General features: G+C 61.6%; 20 protein-coding genes and 1 other RNA gene. 14 read left to right on the top strand and 7 right to left on the bottom strand.

Translation table 11 applies throughout. The features are described 5' to 3' along the window. The first annotated feature begins 36 nt into the window (after positions 1–36). Both recF and moeB read left to right on the top strand, forming a co-directional pair. The gene (recF, locus tag LH464_RS12170) at positions 37–1,158 is read left to right on the top strand and encodes a DNA replication/repair protein RecF (protein WP_226786648.1); all 1,122 of its coding nucleotides are present in this window, start codon (positions 37–39) and stop codon (positions 1,156–1,158) included. A 141-nt stretch (positions 1,159–1,299) separates the two neighbouring features. Then, the gene (gene moeB / locus LH464_RS12165) at positions 1,300–2,067 is read left to right on the top strand and encodes a molybdopterin-synthase adenylyltransferase MoeB (protein WP_226786647.1); all 768 of its coding nucleotides are present in this window, start codon (positions 1,300–1,302) and stop codon (positions 2,065–2,067) included. Between the two features lie 43 nt (positions 2,068–2,110). Here moeB and LH464_RS12160 read toward each other — a convergent pair whose 3' ends face one another. Continuing rightward, on the bottom strand, positions 2,111–3,115 hold the full coding sequence (locus LH464_RS12160; protein WP_226786646.1) for a 2-hydroxyacid dehydrogenase: 1,005 nt from the start codon (positions 3,113–3,115) through the stop codon (positions 2,111–2,113). 183 nt (positions 3,116–3,298) lie between these two features. Between LH464_RS12160 and LH464_RS12155 the strand changes: the two genes are divergently transcribed. Next, complete coding sequence (locus LH464_RS12155; RefSeq protein ID WP_226786645.1) at positions 3,299–3,841, top strand: SH3 domain-containing protein; 543 nt, start codon at positions 3,299–3,301, stop codon at positions 3,839–3,841. A gap of 9 nt (positions 3,842–3,850) precedes the next feature. On the opposite strand, the gene LH464_RS12150 is transcribed toward LH464_RS12155, so the two are convergent. Then, positions 3,851–4,843 carry an adenosine kinase gene (locus LH464_RS12150; protein WP_226786644.1) on the bottom strand — a complete coding sequence of 331 codons (993 nt, stop codon included), beginning with the start codon at positions 4,841–4,843 and terminating at the stop codon, positions 3,851–3,853. A 164-nt stretch (positions 4,844–5,007) separates the two neighbouring features. Between LH464_RS12150 and LH464_RS12145 the strand changes: the two genes are divergently transcribed. Beyond that, entirely contained in the window at positions 5,008–5,952 is a 945-nt protein-coding gene (locus LH464_RS12145; RefSeq protein ID WP_226786643.1) for an AEC family transporter, read from the top strand. Between the two features lie 89 nt (positions 5,953–6,041). Here LH464_RS12145 and LH464_RS12140 read toward each other — a convergent pair whose 3' ends face one another. Next, a complete protein-coding gene (locus LH464_RS12140; protein WP_226786642.1) occupies positions 6,042–6,761 on the bottom strand; it encodes a c-type cytochrome in 720 nt (239 codons plus the stop codon). Positions 6,762–6,911: 150 nt separating this feature from the next. On the opposite strand from LH464_RS12140, the gene LH464_RS12135 reads away from it, so the two are divergent. Next, positions 6,912–7,667, top strand: coding sequence for a 3-deoxy-manno-octulosonate cytidylyltransferase (locus LH464_RS12135; RefSeq protein ID WP_226786641.1), 756 nt, complete (start codon positions 6,912–6,914; stop codon positions 7,665–7,667). Between the two features lie 11 nt (positions 7,668–7,678). Next, a complete protein-coding gene (locus tag LH464_RS12130; protein ID WP_226786640.1) occupies positions 7,679–8,539 on the top strand; it encodes a prephenate dehydratase in 861 nt (286 codons plus the stop codon). Here LH464_RS12130 and nudC read toward each other — a convergent pair whose 3' ends face one another. Beyond that, positions 8,540–9,502: an NAD(+) diphosphatase gene (nudC, locus tag LH464_RS12125; protein WP_226786639.1), complete on the bottom strand. Its 963-nt coding sequence runs from the start codon at positions 9,500–9,502 to the stop codon at positions 8,540–8,542. 1 nt (position 9,503) lies between these two features. Continuing rightward, a complete protein-coding gene (locus LH464_RS12120) occupies positions 9,504–9,914 on the bottom strand; it encodes an HIT family protein (protein ID WP_390624969.1) in 411 nt (136 codons plus the stop codon). Positions 9,915–9,993: 79 nt separating this feature from the next. Here LH464_RS12120 and ffs point away from each other — a divergent pair. The 3 genes from ffs (at position 9,994) to LH464_RS12105 (ending at position 12,390) form a co-directional block, all read left to right on the top strand. Continuing rightward, positions 9,994–10,090, top strand: an RNA gene (gene ffs / locus LH464_RS12115) — signal recognition particle sRNA small type. 82 nt (positions 10,091–10,172) lie between these two features. Beyond that, a complete protein-coding gene (locus LH464_RS12110) occupies positions 10,173–12,047 on the top strand; it encodes a DNA polymerase III subunit gamma/tau (protein ID WP_226786637.1) in 1,875 nt (624 codons plus the stop codon). A gap of 19 nt (positions 12,048–12,066) precedes the next feature. Next, positions 12,067–12,390, top strand: a complete 324-nt coding sequence (locus tag LH464_RS12105) for a YbaB/EbfC family nucleoid-associated protein (protein WP_226786636.1) — start codon at positions 12,067–12,069, stop codon at positions 12,388–12,390. Between the two features lie 6 nt (positions 12,391–12,396). On the opposite strand, the gene LH464_RS12100 is transcribed toward LH464_RS12105, so the two are convergent. After that, on the bottom strand, positions 12,397–13,011 hold the full coding sequence (locus tag LH464_RS12100; RefSeq protein ID WP_226786635.1) for an MOSC domain-containing protein: 615 nt from the start codon (positions 13,009–13,011) through the stop codon (positions 12,397–12,399). A 55-nt stretch (positions 13,012–13,066) separates the two neighbouring features. Here LH464_RS12100 and recR point away from each other — a divergent pair, with 55 nt between their 5' ends. Both recR and LH464_RS12090 read left to right on the top strand, forming a co-directional pair. Beyond that, on the top strand, positions 13,067–13,672 hold the full coding sequence (gene recR, locus LH464_RS12095) for a recombination mediator RecR (RefSeq protein ID WP_226786634.1): 606 nt from the start codon (positions 13,067–13,069) through the stop codon (positions 13,670–13,672). 10 nt (positions 13,673–13,682) lie between these two features. Next, positions 13,683–14,921 (top strand): lytic murein transglycosylase, encoded by a 1,239-nt coding sequence (locus LH464_RS12090; protein ID WP_226786633.1) that lies wholly within the window; start codon positions 13,683–13,685, stop codon positions 14,919–14,921. A gap of 98 nt (positions 14,922–15,019) precedes the next feature. Here the strand turns inward: LH464_RS12090 and LH464_RS12085 are convergent, their stop codons facing one another. Further along, entirely contained in the window at positions 15,020–16,648 is a 1,629-nt protein-coding gene (locus LH464_RS12085) for an MFS transporter (RefSeq protein WP_226786632.1), read from the bottom strand. Positions 16,649–16,883: 235 nt separating this feature from the next. Between LH464_RS12085 and rimP the strand changes: the two genes are divergently transcribed. From rimP to LH464_RS12070, 3 genes are read left to right on the top strand one after another with little or no spacing between them, the layout of a single operon-like run. Then, positions 16,884–17,471 carry a ribosome maturation factor RimP gene (rimP, locus tag LH464_RS12080; RefSeq protein ID WP_226786687.1) on the top strand — a complete coding sequence of 196 codons (588 nt, stop codon included), beginning with the start codon at positions 16,884–16,886 and terminating at the stop codon, positions 17,469–17,471. A 57-nt stretch (positions 17,472–17,528) separates the two neighbouring features. After that, positions 17,529–19,136, top strand: coding sequence for a transcription termination factor NusA (gene nusA / locus LH464_RS12075; protein ID WP_226786631.1), 1,608 nt, complete (start codon positions 17,529–17,531; stop codon positions 19,134–19,136). Further along, complete coding sequence (locus LH464_RS12070; protein WP_226786630.1) at positions 19,133–19,816, top strand: RNA-binding protein; 684 nt, start codon at positions 19,133–19,135, stop codon at positions 19,814–19,816. Before nusA ends, LH464_RS12070 begins: the two co-directional genes overlap by 4 nt.

Here is a 19,816-nt window from a genome sequence, read left to right as displayed (position 1 = left end):
AGAACCCTTAGCTCCTCTGCCAGACAACGGATTCCCATGGCGCAGAAAGCATCCCTCTCCCGTCTCAAGCTCACCGATTTCCGCAACTATGCGGAGGCGGCGCTGTCTCTCAACGACAGGCATGTAGTGCTGACCGGCGAGAATGGCGCGGGCAAGACCAATCTTCTCGAAGCGGTATCCTTCCTTTCCCCGGGCCGAGGTCTTCGCCGGGCTGTTTTAACCGATGTCACTCGCGTCGGCGCCGGCGGCGGCTTTTCCGTCTTTGCCGACGTCGATGGCATGGAAGGCGAGGTTTCGCTCGGGACAGGCGTAGACGGCGATGGGGAGACGACGACGCGGCGCCTGCGGATCAATGCAACGCCAGCCAAGTCGACCGAGGAACTTTCAGATCATTTGAGCGTGTTGTGGCTAACGCCAGCGATGGACGGCCTGTTTACAGGGCCTTCCGCCGATCGGCGACGCTTCCTGGACCGGCTCGTCCTGTCGATCGATCCGGGCCACGGCCGCCGCGCAAGCGACTTCGAGCGCACGATGCGCAGCCGCAACCGACTTCTCTCCGAAGGGCGATACGACCCGTCCTGGCTGACCGCCATAGAGACACAGATGGCGGGGCTGGGGATCGCAATGGCGGCCGCACGACAGGAAATGCTGGGCCTCTTGCGAAATTTGTCGATGGCCTCGGAGCAAACGCCATTCCCATCCCCCGTCCTTGCGCTGGAGGGATTTCTTGACGGGGCTCTCGACACGCCTGCCGCGGATCTCGAGGACCGTTATATCGACATGCTGCGCGAGGGGCGCGGACGCGATGGAGCCGCCGGTCGGACGCTGGAAGGTCCGCACCGGGTCGACCTTCTGGTCCGCCACCGCGAAAAGGATATGGATGCCGGGCGCTGCTCCACCGGCGAGCAAAAGGCTCTTCTGATCGGGCTTATCCTTGCGCATGCACGTCTTACCGCCAACATGACCGGCTTCGCCCCCATACTGCTCCTGGACGAGATTGCCGCCCACCTGGACGAGGGTCGGCGCACCGCATTGTTCAACCTCATCCACGATCTCGGTGGCCAATCCTTCATGACCGGCACCGATCAATCGATGTTTTCCACGCTGGCGGATCGGGCGCAGTTCTTCACCGTCGAGGGCGGCAGTATCCGAGCCTAAGGCGTGCTTTCCTTGCCGCCAACCTGCCAGAACTCCGTGCGTCCCTTTGCACGCACAAGGAGGCTCCAACTCGGCCAATCCATGCGCCTTGCCGTCCGAAAATCAATTCCGCTTCTCGGGTCGATGCGCTAGAATCATCCCATGCAACTGACGCCAGACGAGATCGAGCGCTATCGGCGCCACATACTTCTTCCGGAGATCGGAGGCGAAGGGCAACAGCGGTTGAGGAGTGCGCGTGTCCTCGTCATCGGTGCGGGTGGCCTTGGCGCACCGGTGCTCCTCTATCTGGCTGCGGCCGGCGTCGGTACCATCGGGATCATCGACGACGACATGGTCTCCCTGTCCAATCTGCAACGACAGGTCATCCACGATACGGGAACGATTGGCGAAGCCAAGACCGCAAGCGCTCGCAGCGCTCTCGCAAGGCTCAATCCCGGGATACGGGTGCTGAGCTACGAAGAGCGCTTTTCGCTCTCCTGGGCCGCGACCCATCTGCCGCTCTTCGATCTTCTGGTGGATGGCTCGGACAATTTCGACACCCGCTATGCTGCCGCGGACGCGGCATTGCAGGCCGAAGTCCCCCTGGTTACGGGTGCAGTCGGCCGTTTCGACGGCTCGGTGACAGTGTTGAAACCCTATGAGGCCGGCGCGGACGGCCAGCTCAACCCGACCTATCGAGACCTCTTTCCGCAGAAGCCGCCGCAGGGCCTCATACCCTCCTGCGCCGAAACCGGCATCATCGGGGCGCTTACCGGCGTTATCGGCACGCTGATTAGCATGGAGGCAATCAAGCTGCTCACCGGCATAGGGGAGCCGCTTGTCGGCCGCCTTCTCCTCTACGATTCGCTTGCCGCCCGCTTCGAGACGATCCGTTACAAGCGCAGGGCCGCAGATGCGGCTGCAGAATGAGCGAGATGGCTAAGCAGGCCGGCACCTGCTACCGGCCAGCGCATCACGACCTGCCGGGCAAGACCCGATTTGGCGGGCGATGCCCGTCAAAAAACGCGCGGATGTTGATGATGACCTTGTCGCCCATGTCGATGCGGCCTTCGATCGTTGCCGATCCCATATGCGGCAGCAGCACGACCTTGCCCTGATTGGCCAGCTTGACGAGCTTCGGGTTCATCGCCGGTTCGTTTTCATAGACATCGAGGCCCGCTCCGGCGATCTTCTCTTCACGCAGGAGCCGGATCATGGCGGTCTCGTCGATGATATCGCCTCGCGCCGTGTTCACGATAAGGCTGGTCGGCTGCATGAGCGCCAGCCGCCGCGCCGACAGCAAATGAAACGTTGCCGGGGTCGAAGGGCAGTTGACGGAAACGATGTCGACCCGCGCGAGCATCTGGTCGAGGCTATCCCAATAGGTGGCCTCGAGTTCCTCCTCCGTCGCCGGGTTGACGCGCTTGCGGTTATGGTAATGGATGGACAGGCCGAAAGCCTTGGCGCGGCGTGCAACGGCAGTGCCTATCCGGCCCATGCCGACGATGCCGATCCGCTTGCCCCAGATCCGACGCCCAAGCATCCACGTCGGCGACCAGCCGGCCCAATCGCCCGCATGGTCCGTCAGTATCCGCGCGCCTTCGGTCAGCCGGCGCGACACTGCCAGGATCAGCGCCATGGTCATGTCGGCGGTGTCTTCGGTCAGCACGTTCGGCGTATTGGTAACGGTGATGCCTTTCCTTGCGGCCGCATCGATGTCGATATGGTCGGTGCCGTTCGAGAAGCTGGCGATCAGCTTCAATTGCGGCCCGGCTTCCTCGATCAGCGCCTCGTCGATCCGGTCGGTCACTGTCGGCACCAGCACGTCGGCAGTCTTCATTGCCGCGGCGAGTTCGTCGCGGGTACGTGGCGTGTCGTCAATGTTGAGTTCCGCGTTGAAGAGCTCGCGCATGCGGGTCTCCACTGCATCGGGCAGCTTGCGGGTGATGTAGACCTGGGGCTTCTTCTTCGCTGTCATGGGCGTCGTATTCAGAGGTCCTTAACCAAGTCGCGCGATAATCGACATATCCAGGGCGTTTCTACCAGACCCGTCAGCGAAGACAAACAAAACCTCTTGCGAGGGTTGATGTCTCGGCTGCGCCCGGCAGGAATCTCCTCGCAACCGGTACGTTCGGGACCGAAGAACTTTGGAACGACACGCATGCGTAGCGTTATTCTCACGACCGTCATAGCTGCATCGATCGGACTTGCCACTGTCATTTCAGCGGCTTCGCCAACGCTCGCCCAGGGTGCCGGAAAGGGAGCCAGCGGCCTTCCACTGCCACGCTTCGTCAGCCTGAAATCGAAGCGCGTCAATATCCGAATTGGCCCCAGCACGGACTACGCGGTCGCCTGGATGTACATGAAGGCCGGTACGCCGATGGAAATCATACAGGAATACGACAACTGGCGGCGGGTGCGTGATGCGGATGGCACAGAGGGATGGGTGAACCAGGCACTCCTGTCCGGCGACCGCACCGCAGTTGCCGCACCGTGGATGCGTGGAAAGGGCAGCGACGTGTTCGTCAACATGCGCCGCGAACCACAGAGCGGCGCTGCCGTGACCGCCAAGCTCCAGCCGGGCGTGGTGATCACCGTCGACGAATGCAATGGCGACTGGTGCCATTCATCCGTCAACGGTGCAGAAGGTTGGGTCAATCAGGCCGAGATCTGGGGTGCCTATCCCGGCGAGGCCTTCAAGTAGGCGCGAAGTCTAGAGAAGACCTTCCCGCGTAGCGGCGTCCTTCAGCGACTGCATCGGGCGGGGCCCGATCTGCTGGATGACAATCGCGGCCGACAGGCAACCGAGCTTGCCGCAATCGGCAAGAGTGCGCCCCTGGGTGTAGCCGACCAGGAAGCCGGAAGCGAACAGATCGCCTGCTCCTGTCGTGTCGACCAGCTCGGGGATGGCAAACGCATCGATCTTCACCCGCTCATCGCCACGCACGATGATCGCTCCTTCTTCGCTCAGCGTCACGGCGGCCAGCTTACAGTCGGCAGCGATCTTGGTGAGGGCGAGATCGAAGTCCTCGGTCTCGTAGAGGGATAGCACTTCCTGTTTGTTGGCGAACACGATGTCCACCGTGCCGGAGCGCATGAGGTCGAGAAATTCCGCACGATACCGTCCGACGCAGAAGGGATCCGACAGCGTCATGGAGACCTCGCGACCATTTTCATGGGCGATGCGAGCACAATCGAGAATCGCTTCCTTCGCCCGCGGCGGGTCCCAGAGATAGCCTTCGAAGTAGGTGACCGCAGACTGCGCCACGACATCCGGTTCGACGTGTTCCGGCCCCAGATCGACGCAGGCCCCGAGATAGGTGTTCATCGACCGCTCGCCATCGGCGGTCACGAAGATCATCGAGCGGGCTGTGGGCGGATGGGCACCTTCCGGCTTCGTCTGGTAGTGAACGCCCTGCGCGCGGATATCGTGCTGGAAAATCGCTCCCAGCTGATCCTCGGCAACCTTGCCGAAATACGCTGCCTTGCCTCCAAGGCTAGCAATGCCGGCCGCGGTGTTGCCTGCCGAGCCGCCGGAGGCTTCAACCGCCGGCCCCATCTTCGAGTAGAGCAATTCCGCCCGCTCTGCGTCGATGAGATTCATCGCACCCTTGATGATCCCGTTCTCGGTGAGAAAGCTGTCATCGCATCGTGCAAGAATGTCCACGATAGCGTTTCCTACCGTAAGAACGTCGAATTTTGACATGCAGCCAAGGCCCCTTGGTTTTCAGTTTGGTTGAGGCCCTTTTTGCACATGCGAAGCAAAAACCCTAGTATCAACTTCTTCGAAAGATCCCCTGCGCGTGCGGCATTTGTCGAGCGGAAGTATATGGGCTAAGGCCAACAATCCTCCCGCAAAGGTTCTCTCCCGTGTCCGCTACTCTCGTTAATGTCGCTCCCGTCTTTCTGTTGATCCTTATCGGCTGGGTTCTTGCCCGCACCGGTATACTGAGTGAGGCGACGGGCGATGCGCTCGGGGAATTCGTCTTCAAGATTGCCGTGCCAATGCTGATCTTCCACACCCTGGCGGATGCCCATTTCGAGGGGGTCTCGCCTTTCCGATTGTGGATCGCCTATTTTGGCGGCGTGGCGGTCACATGGACGGCGGCGCATCTGGTCGCCAAGCATGTTTTCAAGCGGGACGACAAGATCCGCGTCATTGCCGGCATGTCGGCGGCGTTTGCGAACAACGTCTTTATCGGCCTGCCACTGGTGGGCCGCTCCGTCGGCGACGACGGTCTGGTGGCACTATCGATCCTGCTCGCCATCCACCTGCCGCTGATGATGGTAACGGGAACCATCCTCATGGAGAGGGCTTCGGTCGTTGTCGATGGCGGAAAGACCCGCGGGGTGGGAGCGGTACTCCTTCAGGTCGGATCAAACCTCGTCCGCAACCCGCTGGTCATCGCACTCGCTGCGGGGTTGGCCATCAACCTTTCAGGCCTGACCCTCACTCCGGTGCTTGGCACGGTAGTGACCCAGCTATCCAGCGCAGCGGGGCCGGCCGCGCTGATCTCGATCGGCATGGCGCTGACGAAGTATCCCGTCCAGGGCAATATCGGCCTGACGGGCGCTATCGCCGCCCTCAAACTCTTCCTGTTACCGGCGGCCGTCTTGCTGATGTGCAAAATCCTTGGCCTGAGCCCGGCGTGGACTGCCGCCATGGTGCTGACATCCTCCGTCCCCACCGGCATCAATGCATGGCTCATCGCGCACCAGTTCCGCGCCGGCCAAAACATTGCCGCCTCCACAATCAGCGTGACAACCGCATTCGGCATCATCTCCGTCAGCTTCTGGGCATGGCTGCTCGGCTAGGTTTGGAACCTTGCGGTGCCACTTGCAAAAGCCACAAAAAAAGCCCGGCTCGAAAGCCGGGCTTTTTGGTAACGAATGGGGTTCGCGGCTTAGTTGGCCGGGGCCGGCTGCTGCGCAGCAGGAACGGGCTGTTCCTCGGCAGGGACCGGGGCTTCTGCGGCAGGTGTTTCAGCCGGGTTTTCGGTAGCGGCAGCGGCGTCTTCAGCCGGAGCGGCCGCACCTTCAGCCGGAGCGGCTGCGTCTTCGGCCGGAGCAGCGGCCTGCTCTTCGGGCAACGGAACCGGGCTATCCGACAGGCCACGCAGATAGGCGATAACGTTCGCCCGCTCGTCGTCCTTCTTCAGACCGGCAAAGCCCATGGCAGTGCCCGGGACGTGCTGCTTGGGAGCAAGCAGGAAGCCGTTCAGATGTTCATAGTCCCAAACGACGGAACCGCCCTGTGCAAATTCCTTCATGGCTCCCGAGTAGCCAAAACCTTCATGCGACGCGATCGGGCGATCGACGATACTCCACAGGTTCGGGCCAACCTTGTTGGCACCTCCCTGCTCGGTGGTGTGACAGCTCGCACACTTCTTGAAAGACGATTCACCAGCTGCAGCATCGGCGCTTGCAAGAAGCGTGGCGACCGGAACAGCGGCCACTTCCTCAGCTCCACCGGCATCTCCGCTCGTTTCCGCCACAACGATGGCGAACCCTTCCTTTTCCGGCACTCCGGCGTGGAAGATCCCTTCGGAAGCAATCGAGACTGTCATCAACACGAAAACGGTGGCAAGAAAAGCTCCCACTGCCATGTTCACGTACGAATTCATTTGCACACGCTCCTTCGCAACCGCCGGGCAAGGCGGGGCCATCTTGAAATCGCGCGGAACCTATGTCTTTTGCATGGCGGTTGCAACACGATTATAAGACAGCGCGTGAGACTTTTTGACACTGATCAAGTGCGCTTCAGAAGGCTATTCATGACCAAGCTCCCCCATGACCGGACGCTCGTGCTGATTCCTGCCCGGATGGCTTCGACACGATTGCCGGGCAAACCGCTTGCCGACATCGCCGGCCTGCCCATGATCGTCCAGGTTGCTCACCGAGCCCGGGAGGCAGACGTTGGACCGGTCCTGGTCGCCGTCGATCACCAGGAAACATTCGACATTGTCGCCGCTGCCGGTTTCGACGTGGTGATGACGCGAGCCGACCACCAGTCCGGTTCGGACCGGATATACGAAGCCCTGCTGAAGGCCGATCCGGACAGGAAGATCGACATTGTCATCAACGTGCAGGGAGACTTGCCGACCATCGAAGCGGAGGCCGTGCGTGCGTCGCTTCGCCCGCTCGAAAACCCGGAGGTCGACATTGCGACGCTGACCGTCGAGATCACCGACGAACACGAGAAGACCAATCCGAGCGTCGTGAAGATAGTCGGCTCACCAATCTCGGACCGGCGCATGCGGGCGCTCTATTTTACCCGGACGACTGCACCACACGGACCGGGACCGCTGTACCACCATATCGGGCTCTATGCGTACCGGCGGGCGGCGCTCGAGCGTTTCGTTTCCCTCGGTCCCTCCGTGCTCGAAAAGCGTGAGTCGCTTGAGCAGCTTCGGGCGCTGGAAGCGGGCATGCGCATCGACGTGGAGATCGTTGACTCGGTTCCGCTCGGCGTCGATACTCCGGCCGATCTTGAAAAGGCCCGCGCGATCCTCGCCGGCCGCTCCTCCTGAGGCGTTTCTCCATGCACCAGACCAACAGGATCGCCTTCCAGGGCGATTTCGGCGCGAACTCCGACATGGCCTGCCGGGACATGTTCCCATCGATGGAGCCGCTTCCCTGCCCGACCTTCGAGGACGCCTTCACGGCACTCGAAACCGGCGAGGCAGACCTGGCGATGATCCCGATCGAAAACACGATCGCTGGTCGCGTGGCGGACATCCACTACCTGCTGCCCGAATCGCGCCTGCATATCATCGGCGAGTATTTCATGCCGATCCGCTTTCAGCTGATGACGCTGCCCGGCGTTACCCGCGAAGAAATACGAACCGTGCACAGCCACATCCATGCACTCGGCCAATGCCGCAAGATCATCCGCTCTAATGGCTGGAAGGCGGTCGTGGCTGGCGATACGGCAGGCGCGGCAAAGCTCGTGTCGGAAACCGGCGACCGCTCCATGGCAGCCCTCGCACCGCGCCTCGCCGCAGAGCTGTACGGACTGGAGATCCTTGCCGAGAACGTCGAGGATACCGAAAACAACGTCACGCGCTTCGTCGTCCTGTCCCGTGACGAGAGCTGGACGCAGCGTGACGACGATTCTGAGATCATCGTCAGCACATTCGTGTTCAACGTCCGCAACATCCCCGCGGCACTCTACAAGGCGATGGGCGGTTTTGCGACGAACGGCGTCAACATGACGAAGCTGGAAAGCTACCAGCTGGGCGGCAAGTTCGTGGCAACGCAATTCTACGCGGACATCGAAGGGCATCCCGACGATGCGCCGGTGCGGCGGGCACTAGAGGAGCTTCGCTTCTTCTCGGAGAAGGTGCGAATCCTCGGCGTCTACAAGGGCCACGCGATGCGTGGCGCCCTGCAGAAGGCCTGACTACTTCCGTGGCCAATCGATCCAGTCGCGAATCAGGCGGTGGGCGATAGCCCCCTTCTGCGGCGCGAAGACCGCACTGCCCGGCAGGGCGTCCAGCATGGTGGTCACCTCCTGGCGCGAGAACCAGCGGCAGTCGGCGATCTCCTGTTCGTCGATCTTGATCTCGACCGACCTGGCCTCGGCATAGCAGCCGATCATCAGCGAATGCGGCATCGGCCACGGCTGCGAGGCGTGGTAACGCACACGAGCCGTCTCGATACCCGACTCCTCGAAAGTCTCGCGACGGACGGCATGCTCGATCGTTTCACCGGGCTCCACGAAGCCTGCGAGGCACGAATACATGCCTTCCTGGAAGTGATGACTCCGGCCGAGAAGGCAGCAATCCCGTTCCTCATCGATCGTCAGCATGATGACCACTGGATCGGTTCGAGGGAACGTCATGTGCTGGCAAGCGGTACAAACCCGCCTGTAGCCGCCGATCCTGCTTTCCATCGGCGCGCCGCATTTTCCGCAGAAACGATTGGTGGCATTCCAATGAATGAGTGCCGCCGCCTGCGCCGCTTCGCCCAAAAGCTCTTCGTCCAGAAGCTCGTCACGGTAGAGCGCGCGGGTCTCTGTCGGCTTGAAGCGGCTCTCCAGATCGTCTGCCGAAATGCCCACCGGGACCGCGATGCGCGGCTCGCCGTTGTCGCGGTAGCCGAGGAGCACGGCGTTCTCAAAATCAGGCTGCAGCTCCGGGAGTTCGTATGCCCCGAAGAGAGGATCAAGCACCTGGCCATCATGCTTCAGGATCAACCGGTTTCCGGTGAACGCAAGGATATGCGTGCCTTCAACCGCGAGTGCGTTCTGAAGACAATCTTCATCGCGATACTCGGCCTGCCGGTCGAGCGTGTTGCCGGAGAAGGCCGTAAGAGTGCTGGGTTCGGGATGGGGAGCGTCGGTATCGAAAATCGATGCAGTCATGTCAGAGGGCTTCAATCAATTTATTGAGGAGTTGCAGTTCGGCGCCGTCGCGATAGGGCTCGGCGGTTCCATAGCCCCAAACGGGCTTGGGCCAATTCGCGTCGCCTTCGGACCTGCCTATGACATGGACGTGCAGTTGCCGCACGATGTTGCCGATTGCGCCGACATTGATTTTCTTGGCGCCAGTCGCTTTTTGCAGGGCTGCAGCAACGCTGTTGGTCTCGAATGTCAGGAGTGTCTGGTCGAGAGGAGTTAGCTCAAAGATTTCGCTGATACCTTCCCGTTGCGGCACCAGCAGCAGCCAGGGCCATCGACTGTCCTTCATGAGACGCAGTTGGCAGAGACCCAGAACCGTAACCAGCTCCGAATCCCTTTCGAGCCTCTCATCCAGCCTGAAGTTCTTCAATGGCATCCTCCCTTGTCATAAAAGCCTAACAGTTTTTTACAGGCTTGGCTTGCATTTGCGAGCGTTATTGCCGATATGTGCGGCGGGAGGTTGGTGGTGGACGAGCCACTCGCCAACCGGGTCAGGTCCGGAAGGAAGCAGCCCTAACGAGCCAGGCACGGGTCGCCGTGCCAGCCTCCCACCTTTAACCCTTGAGGTTACCATCTTGGTCAGCTTCCGGTCCGGTCAAGAGGCTGGAACGGCCCGCGCAGGCTGGCAGGACTTATGAACGACACCGGGTCCATCTCCACGACTGTTACGCCTACCGGCAGCGGCTACCGGGTGCTTGCCCGCAAGTACCGCCCGAAGGATTTTTCGGACCTCATGGTCGGCCAGGAGCCGATGGTTCGAACGCTGACCAACGCGTTCGAGACCGGCCGCATCGCGCAGGCCTACATGCTGACCGGCGTTCGCGGCGTCGGCAAGACAACCACCGCCCGCATCCTTGCCCGCGCATTGAATTACAAGACGCCCGAGATTGACCGGCCGACGATCGACCTGCGGAGCCCCGGCGAGCATTGCCAGGCGATCATGGAAGGCCGGCACGTCGATGTCATTGAGATGGATGCCGCCTCGCATACCGGTATCGACGACATCCGCGAGATCATCGAGCAGGTCCGCTATCGCCCGGTTTCCGCGCGCTACAAGGTCTACATCATCGATGAAGTGCACATGCTCTCGACGCAGGCCTTCAACGGCCTGTTGAAGACGCTCGAGGAGCCGCCCGAGCATGTGAAATTCATCTTCGCCACGACCGAAATCCGCAAGGTGCCGATCACGGTCCTGTCGCGCTGTCAGCGCTTCGACCTGCGCCGGATCAGCGCCGCCGATCTCGTCGGCCTGTTCACGACCATCCTCGAAAAGGAAGGCATCCCGGCCGAGCCTGAGGCGCTGTCGATGATCGCCCGCGCCGCGGAAGGATCCGCCCGTGACGGCCTGTCGCTGCTTGACCAGGCGATTGCGCATGGCGGCGGCAATGTCCAGGGGGCGACCGTTCGTGGCATGTTGGGACTTGCCGACCGGGCCCGCATCGTCGACCTTTTCGAACATATCGTGCGCGGCGACGTGACAGCAGCGCTTTCAGAGTTTTCGTCGCAGTACGAGGCGGGCGCCAATCCGGTCGTGGTGCTGACCGACCTCGCCGACTTCACCCACCTCGTGACGCGCTTCAAGTACATTCCCGAGGCTGCGCAGGATCCCTCGATCAGCGAGGTGGAACGGGTCCGCGGACAGGAATTCGCCGACCAGGTTTCAGTCAGCACGCTGTCACGGATCTGGCAGATGCTGCTGAAGGGCATTCCGGAAGCGGAGAATTCCTCCCGGCCTGCCGGCGCGACGGAAATGGTGCTCATCCGCCTGACCCATGCCGCGCATCTCCCCGCACCCGAAGATGCCGCGCGGCGACTTGCTGAGTTCGCCAACGGTGACATGCAACGGCCGACACCCGGTCCAAATGGCGGCGGCAATGGCCATGCCATGTCTTCTCCCGTTTCGCAGCATACTGCTCGGGGACCGGACATGGCGATGCCGCGCGCCTCCTCTGGTGGCGCCACCGCGATGCTGCAGGCGGTACCTTCGCCAGAGCCGCACGAGATGCCGGTCGGTCGTATCGAAGAGCAACCGTCGGAAAGACCCGCCCCGAAAGTGCCGGTCGATTCGATGCAGGACATCGTCGAACTCTGCTCGAAAAACCGCGATCCGAAGCTGAAGGCGCTGATCAGGAACTTCGTGCATCTGGTGAAACTCGAGCCCGGCCGCCTGGACATGCGGATGACCGAAGGCGCACCCGGCAGCCTGCCGGGCGAGCTCGGCGTCAAGCTCAAGGAATGGACCGGCATCCACTGGATCGTCAGCCTGAGCAAGGAACAAGGCGAGCCGACGCTCATCGAGGCCGACAATACCGCCCGCGAAGCACGGCTGACCGACGCACGCGCCGATCCGGACGTGGCAGCGATCCTCACCCAGTTCCCGGGCGCCAAGATCATCGACGTGCGCGTCCGCGTAACGGAAGAAGATACCGAGGCCGAGGAATTGCCGGCGCCGGCAGCGGCGGAATCCGCCGAGGGCGACATCCTCCCCGGCGACGACATCGAACTATAAAAAAGAGAAGGAAAAGACGATGCGCGACATCATGGGCATGATGGGCAAGGTCAAGGAAATGCAGGCCAAGATGGAGCAGATGCAGGCGGACATCGCCGCGCTCGACATCGAAGGCAAGTCTGGCGGTGGGCTGGTGAGCGTACGGCTCAACGGCAAGGGCGAGATGCTGGGCCTCAAGATCGACCCGTCGCTCTTCAAGGAAGACGATGTCGAGATCCTCGAAGACCTGATCGTCGCGGCCCACCAGGATGCGAAAGGCAAGGCGGAAGCCATGGCCGCGGAGAAGACCAGGGAACTGACCGCCGGCCTGCCTATCCCGCCGGGCATGAAGCTGCCGTTCTAAAATCCCTCAGGACGCCATAACGGCCGCGCGCAGTCTCTCGCTGACCGGCGCGGCCAGCAGCCTGCTCCTCTGCACATCGGTAAACCGCTTGCCGAATGTCGACAGCAACTCGGACATCGAGATCCTGTCGCCTTCAAATGGCTTGTAGAGGACTGTTTCCCCGGGCTCCAGCATTCCCGTGCGGAGTATCCGGCAATAGATGCCCGGACGGCCAGCCTTCGTGTATCGTTTCACGAACCCCGGCTCCTCCATCTTTGCCGCAAGGGTGGCGCAGGGGATGCGCGCCGATGTGACTTCCAGAATGACGGCATCGAAATGGAAGCGGTCGCCCACCGCCACGCCTTCATTCGCCAGCCCTTCGATGACGAGGTTTTCGCCAAACGTGCCAAGTGGCAGAGGTCGGCCGAGTTCCCCTGCCCACCAATCGAGAGTCAGCGAGCCTTCCAGCAGGACAGCCTGGTCCGGACCACCATGATGCTTCCGATTGCAGACCGCATCACCTACCAATCCCAGCCGGTCCAATATGACCGGCGCACTGATGGCAGCCTTGTTGATGCCCGTCCTGTAGCTCTTGCCCGGCAGCTTCTCCGGCTGTCCGAGACAGATCGCGGCGAGTTTCATCAGAAGTGACCTTGTGGCGATTCCGTTCCGCAGAGATATCAGCTAAAAGCCCCGCATGGCAAAACGCGTTACCGGTCCCGAAATCGAAAAGCTCATCCAGTTGCTGGCGAAAGTGCCGGGGCTTGGCCCCCGCTCGGCCCGCCGCGCGGCTCTCCATCTGATCAAGAAAAAGGAGCAGCTGCTCGGTCCTCTCGGTCAGGCTATGGGTGAGGCCTATGACAAGGTGAAGGTCTGCTCGCGCTGCGGCAATGTCGATACAGTGGATCCTTGCACCGTCTGCACCGACATCCGTCGCGACCAATCGGTCATCATCGTTGTCGAGGACGTTTCGGACCTTTGGGCGCTGGAGCGGGCGGCCGCGATGAACGCCGCCTACCACGTACTTGGCGGAACGCTTTCTCCGCTCGACGGTATCGGACCGGACGACCTGAATATTCGCGGGCTGATCGAACGGGTGAACGAGGGTGGTGTCCGCGAGATCATCATCGCCGTCAATGCGACCGTCGAAGGCCAGACGACAGCCCACTATATAACCGACCAGCTGGCAGGGCTCGAAGTAAAGATCACACGCCTGGCTCACGGCGTCCCCGTCGGCGGCGAACTCGATTATCTCGACGAAGGAACATTGACCGCGGCCCTGCGGGCACGAACAGCTATTTGAGGAGGATTTCATGACGAAATTTGCACGGACCATCGCCGCACTGATCGCCCTCCTTCCCCTTCCCGCGCTCGCTCAATCCAAATCCGACGTGGAGCGTCAGTTCCAACGATGGATCGCCGGCGATCTTGCCGCCGAGGCGAAGAGAACGGGCATCTCGGACCGGACACTGAAGGCCGCGTTCTCCGGCATCTCGCTGAACTGGGAGCTACCGGACCTCGTGCCCCCAGGCAGCAAGCCACCCAAGAGCCGGGACCAGAGCCAGGCGGAATTCTCCTCTCCCGGCGCCTATTTTTCCGAGAAGCGGCTGCAGGGACTGGCCGCTACGGGCCGCAGCCTCGCCACAACGCATGCCTCCACTTTGAAAAGGGTCGAGGAACGCTACGGCGTGCCGGGCGAAATCGTCGTCGCCATCTGGGGCCGGGAATCCGGCTTCGGCCGCGCCAAGCTCCCACACCCGGCTATCGAAGTGCTGGCGACCAAGGCCTTCATGTCAACCCGCACCGACATGTTCCGTTCGGAACTGATCGCGGCGCTGCAGATGGTCGAACGCGGCGACATCTCCGCTTCGAAGATGATGGGATCCTGGGCAGGCGCGCTTGGCCAGCCGCAATTCCTGCCATCCAGCTACCTGAAATATGCTGTCGACTTCGATGGCGACGGCCATAGCGACATCTGGAACTCGGTGCCGGATTCGCTCGCATCCATCGCCAACTATCTTGCCAACGAAGGCTGGCAGCGCGGGCGCGACTGGGGCTTCGAGGTCGGCATTCCTGCCGGCGTCACCTGTGCCCAAGAAGGCCCGGACCTGGCAAAACCGATCTCCGCCTGGGCCTCATCGGGCATCGAACGCATCTCCGGCAAGCCCTTCCCATCTTCGGAAGCGAGCGCTGACGGAATGATGCTGGTGCCGGCCGGCCGGCATGGTCCGGAATTCGTCGTCACGCCGAACTTCTACGTCATCAAGGAATACAACAACTCCGACCTCTACGCGCTGTTCATCGGCAACCTGGCCGACCGGATCGCCTATGGCAGCGGCCCCTTCCGCACAACGTGGGGCAATGTCGGAAAGATGCTGCGCTCGGATGTACTGGCAATGCAAAAGGCGCTCGTGGCGAAGGGCTATGACGTCGGCACGGTCGATGGCCTGGCCGGCTACAAGACGCGACGCTCGCTGGGCGACTGGCAGGCGAAGAACGGCCTCACGCCTACATGTTTTCCAGATGCATCACTCAAGGCGCGGTTAAAATAATCCAACTCTGAAGCGCATCGCGATCTCTCAGATTCGCTTCCTTCCGCTGGCCTTTTGTTGCCGCATGCAAAACCGCATCGCACTTTTGCGCGACATGCTTAGTGATGGTCGATATGCGGCTGGTGGAAAACATCGTCGAGGGTCGCCGGGATGGTCTGGCGCTCGATCATCCGGTGAACCCGCAGCTTGTCCCCACGATGCAGAGCCAGGATCCGGTCGGTCGTCTCGGCATCCGCCTGCGTACGACGCTGGTTGTGCCGGACGTACTCCACCCAGGTCGGGACATGGTAGGTTTCCGTCCAGATTTCAGGAAACTGCAGGTCGCGCATCAGCGCCCAGTTGCGAGCGCCATCGCGTATACGGATACGTCGCCGCTCTGCCATCAAGGAGAGGAATTCCGTCAGGTCCTCGTCATGGATTTCGTAATCCACCTGAATGACGACAGGGCCGCTCCGCGGCTGGATCTCCAGCCCGAGCGCCGGCTCCACGAAACGGTTGAGAGGATCGAGGTTGAGCGTCCGGAAATCGGGCATCGGCAGGCGAAGACCGATTGCCGCCCCGAACAGCATCAGCAGGCTGGAAGCAACCAGCGCGTTCGACGGACTGACCGTTTCCGCCCAGTAGCCCCAGAGCCAGCTGCCAGCGGCGATGCCGCCGAACGTCATGGTCTGGTATAGCGACAGGGCACGGCCAACCACCCAGCGAGGCGTCGACAATTGTACGACGGTATTCAACAGCGAAAGGGTAATGACCCAGCACATCCCCGCCAGCACAAGGGCCAGGAAGGTGATGACGGTGCTGGTGCTGGTGCCGATGATCGCGGCGCTGAGCGCGAAACCCGTGAAACTGGCGCGCACGATCTGCTCGCTCTTGAGCCGTTCGCGGATCCGCACGTTGAGGAAGGCTCCGGCAATCCCACCAACGCCAAAGGCGCCGAACATTATGCCGTAAGTGAGCGGCCCACCCTGGAGAATATCGCGAGCGACGATCGGCAGAAGTGACAGGACCGACCCCGCCGAAACGCCGAACAGGAAGCCTCGGATCATCACCTTCTCGAGATTGGGCGACATCGCGACATAGCGGAGACCGGCGGAAATGGCACTTCCCAAGGTCTCTCGCGGCAGAGGATTCTTCGGATAGTCCGGCTTCCAGCGCAAAAGAACATAGATCAGCGAGAAATAGCTCAGCGCGTTGATCGCGAAAGCCGTTGCTGCACCGGCTGTGGCGACGATGACCCCGCCGAGAGCCGGGCCGACGCTTCGGGTGATGTTGAAGCCGGCGCTGTTCAACGAGACCGCTTCCGGGAGATCGGCGCGAGGGACAATGTCCCCCACTGAGGCCTGCCAGGATGGATTATGAAGCGCGGTGCCGGAACCGATGATGAAGGTGAAGGCCAGCAGCAGCCATGGGGTAAGCCATCCGGCGCTGGCGAAAATGGTCAGCAGAACGGACGCTGTCAGCATCAGGAACTGTGCCGTCAGCATCACCTTGCGCCGATCGACGCTATCGGCGAGCGCGCCGGACACAACGGAAAACAGCATGATCGGCAGGGCAGTGGAAGCCTGTACGAGTGCAACCAGATTCTCGGACGTCGTCAGAGCGGTCATGATCCATGCGGCACCCACCGCCTGGATCAGTCCACCCAGATTGGAAGCGAGGCTCGCCAGCCACATGTTTCGGTAGGTTTCATGGCGCAACGGCGCAAACGTGGATTGTCGGTCAGGCACGCGGTTTCCAAACGGGACTCAAGGCGGTATCCGGGAGTATAGTGCGACGGCCCACGGAAGCCAGTCCCATGCACTCCCACGGCAGCCCTTGCAAATGCGGACTGCAGCGCGTATATGCAGCTCATATTCTTGATCGTTTGATGAAGGGTGGGGCCTGACCGGGACCCGCTCTTTTTTGTTAGGCGGTCGAGGCAAGCAACACGCTCCTTGGAATGAGGAAATGTCGGAACAGCCTATGTCGCAGACCGAAAACCAACCGCGCATCATTGTGGAGACCGGCGTAGACCTGAGGGTTGCCGAGATCATCGAACCGGTTCTCGGCACGATGGACTACCTTCTCGTGCGGGTCCGGCTGCTGAACCAGAACGGTCTTACCCTGCAGATTATGGCCGAACGCAGCGACGGCACAATGACCGTCGAGGACTGCGAAGCGATCTCCATGGCGATTTCACCTGTTCTAGATGTGGATGATCCTATAGATAAGGCCTATCATCTCGAGGTGTCGTCGCCCGGGATCGACCGTCCGATGGTCCGCAAGTCCGACTTTTCGCGTTGGCAGGGTCATCTGGTAAAGTTCGAGACGTCGATCCTGATCGACAACCGCAAGCGGTTCCGCGGCAAGATCGTCGAGACGAACGACGAAGGCTTTACGATCGAGCGTGATCAGGTGGCCTACGGCGAGGCGCCGAGTGTAACGATCCCGTTCACCGCGCTGTCCGAAGCGAAACTGATCCTGACGGACGACCTGATCCGCGACGCATTGCGCGCCGACAAGCTGGCCAAGGCGCAAGCCGCCAACCAGAACGGCGACGACGAAGAATAACTCAGACTGGCCGGCCGAAGAGGCCGAGAACCTTTCGACTGACGGAGACGAACGACAATGGCAGTGAGTGCAAACCGGCTTGAGCTTCTGCAGATTGCGGATGCTGTAGCGCGCGAAAAGGTCATCGACCGCGAGATCGTGCTGGCCGCAATGGCTGACGCTATCCAGAAAGCGGCACGCTCGCGCTACGGGTCAGAAACAAACATCCGCGCCGACATCAACTCGAAGACCGGCGAAATCCGCCTGCAACGTCTGCTGGAAGTGGTCGAGGTTGCCGAGGATTACGGCACGCAGATCCCGCTGGAACTGGCTCGCGACCGCAACGTCGATGCCAAGATCGGCGATTTCATTGCCGATCCCCTGCCGCCGATGGATTTCGGCCGCATCGCCGCCCAGTCCGCCAAGCAGGTCATCGTGCAGAAGGTTCGCGAAGCCGAGCGTGATCGCCAGTTCGACGAGTTCAAGGATCGTGTCGGCGAGATCATCAACGGCACCGTCAAGCGCGTCGAATACGGCAACGTGATCGTCGATCTCGGCCGCGGCGAAGGTATCATCCGCCGCGACGAAATGATCCCGCGTGAGACGATGCGCTACGGCGATCGCGTCCGCGCCTATGTCTACGACGTCCGCCGCGAGCAGCGCGGCCCGCAGATCTTCCTGTCGCGTACACATCCGCAGTTCATGGTGAAGCTGTTCACCATGGAAGTGCCGGAAATCTACGACGGCATCATCGAGATCAAGTCGGTTGCCCGCGATCCAGGCTCGCGCGCCAAGATCGCCGTCATATCGAACGATAGCTCGATCGATCCTGTCGGCGCCTGCGTCGGTATGCGCGGTAGCCGTGTTCAGGCCGTCGTCGGCGAACTGCAGGGCGAGAAGATCGACATCATTCCGTGGTCCCAGGATCCGGCGTCCTTCATCGTCAACGCGTTGCAGCCGGCGGAAGTCGCCAAGGTCGTTCTCGACGAAGATGCAGAACGCATCGAAGTCGTCGTTCCGGACGAGCAGCTGTCGCTGGCCATCGGTCGCCGCGGCCAGAACGTCCGCCTTGCATCGCAGCTGACCGGCTGGGATATCGACATCCTGACGGAAGCCGAAGAGTCCGAGCGCCGCCAGAAGGAATTCAACGAGCGCACGAACCTGTTCATGGACGCGCTCGACGTCGACGAGATGATCGGCCAGGTGCTGGCATCCGAAGGCTTTGCGCAGGTCGAAGAGCTTGCTTACGTCGAACTCGACGAGATTGCTTCGATCGAAGGCTTTGACGAAGACACCGCCGGCGAAATCCAGATGCGCGCCAAGGAATACCTGGAGCGGATCGAGGGCGAAATGGACGCCAAGCGCGTCGAACTGGGCGTGCAGGACGAACTGCGCCAGATCGACGGGCTGAACGGCCAGATGCTGGTTGCGCTCGGCGAAGACGGCATCAAGAACATCGAGGACTTTGCCGGTTGTGCAGCCGACGATCTCGTTGGCTGGAGCGAGCGAAAGGACGGCGAAACGAAGAAGTTCGAGGGCCTGTTCTCCAAGTTCGACGTATCGCGTGCAGAAGCCGAAAACATGGTCGTCCAGGCCCGCCTGCTCGCAGGCTGGATCACCCAGGAAGATCTTGCAGCGCAGCAGGTTGAAGAGGGCGAGGAGGCGGAAGCCGTCGCTGAAGAATGATGGCCGACCGCCTTGTGCAGGAGCCGGACGACGATGCGGAAATGGTGGTGAACGACCGTACCTGCATCGTCACACGTGAAGCGGTATCGCCGGAAGGCCTGATCCGCTTCGTTGCCGGGCCAGATGGCCGGGTCGTGCCGGATCTGAAACGGCAGCTCCCGGGGCGGGGTTGCTGGGTGACGGCAGAGCGTGAACTGATCGACCGGGCGATACAGCGGAAGCTTTTCGCCCGGGCACTGAAGAGGGACGTCACGGCTGACGCCAATCTCGGCGCCCTTGTCGACCGACTGATCTCGGCCGACCTCGCCGGGATGATGCATCTGGCGCGCAAAGCTGGCCAGTTTGTCAGCGGCGCGACGAAGGTGGATGCGGCCGTTCGGGCAGGAGCGGCACTGGCGGTGTTTCACTCCGCCGATGCGGCTGCCGACGGTGTCCGCAAGATCGACCAGGCTCGAAAGGCCTGGAAACTGGGCAGCAATGCCGGAGACGACATACCGTCTTTTTCGTTCTTTACAGGAGCGGAAATGGACGACCTGATTGGCCAGAATGCTTTTATCCATGCCTGCGCGCTTGCAGGGCAGGCGGGTGAGGGTGTAGTGAAGCGCGCAACCATGCTCGAAAAGTACCGCGGTGTCGGTCAATCGGGAGCAGATGGCGGCGCACGCCGGCCAAAGCAATGA

The organism is Pseudorhizobium xiangyangii (assembly GCF_020531965.1).
Lineage (GTDB): Bacteria > Pseudomonadota > Alphaproteobacteria > Rhizobiales > Rhizobiaceae > Neorhizobium > Neorhizobium xiangyangii.
This window is presented reverse-complemented; position numbering and strand designations above follow the sequence as displayed.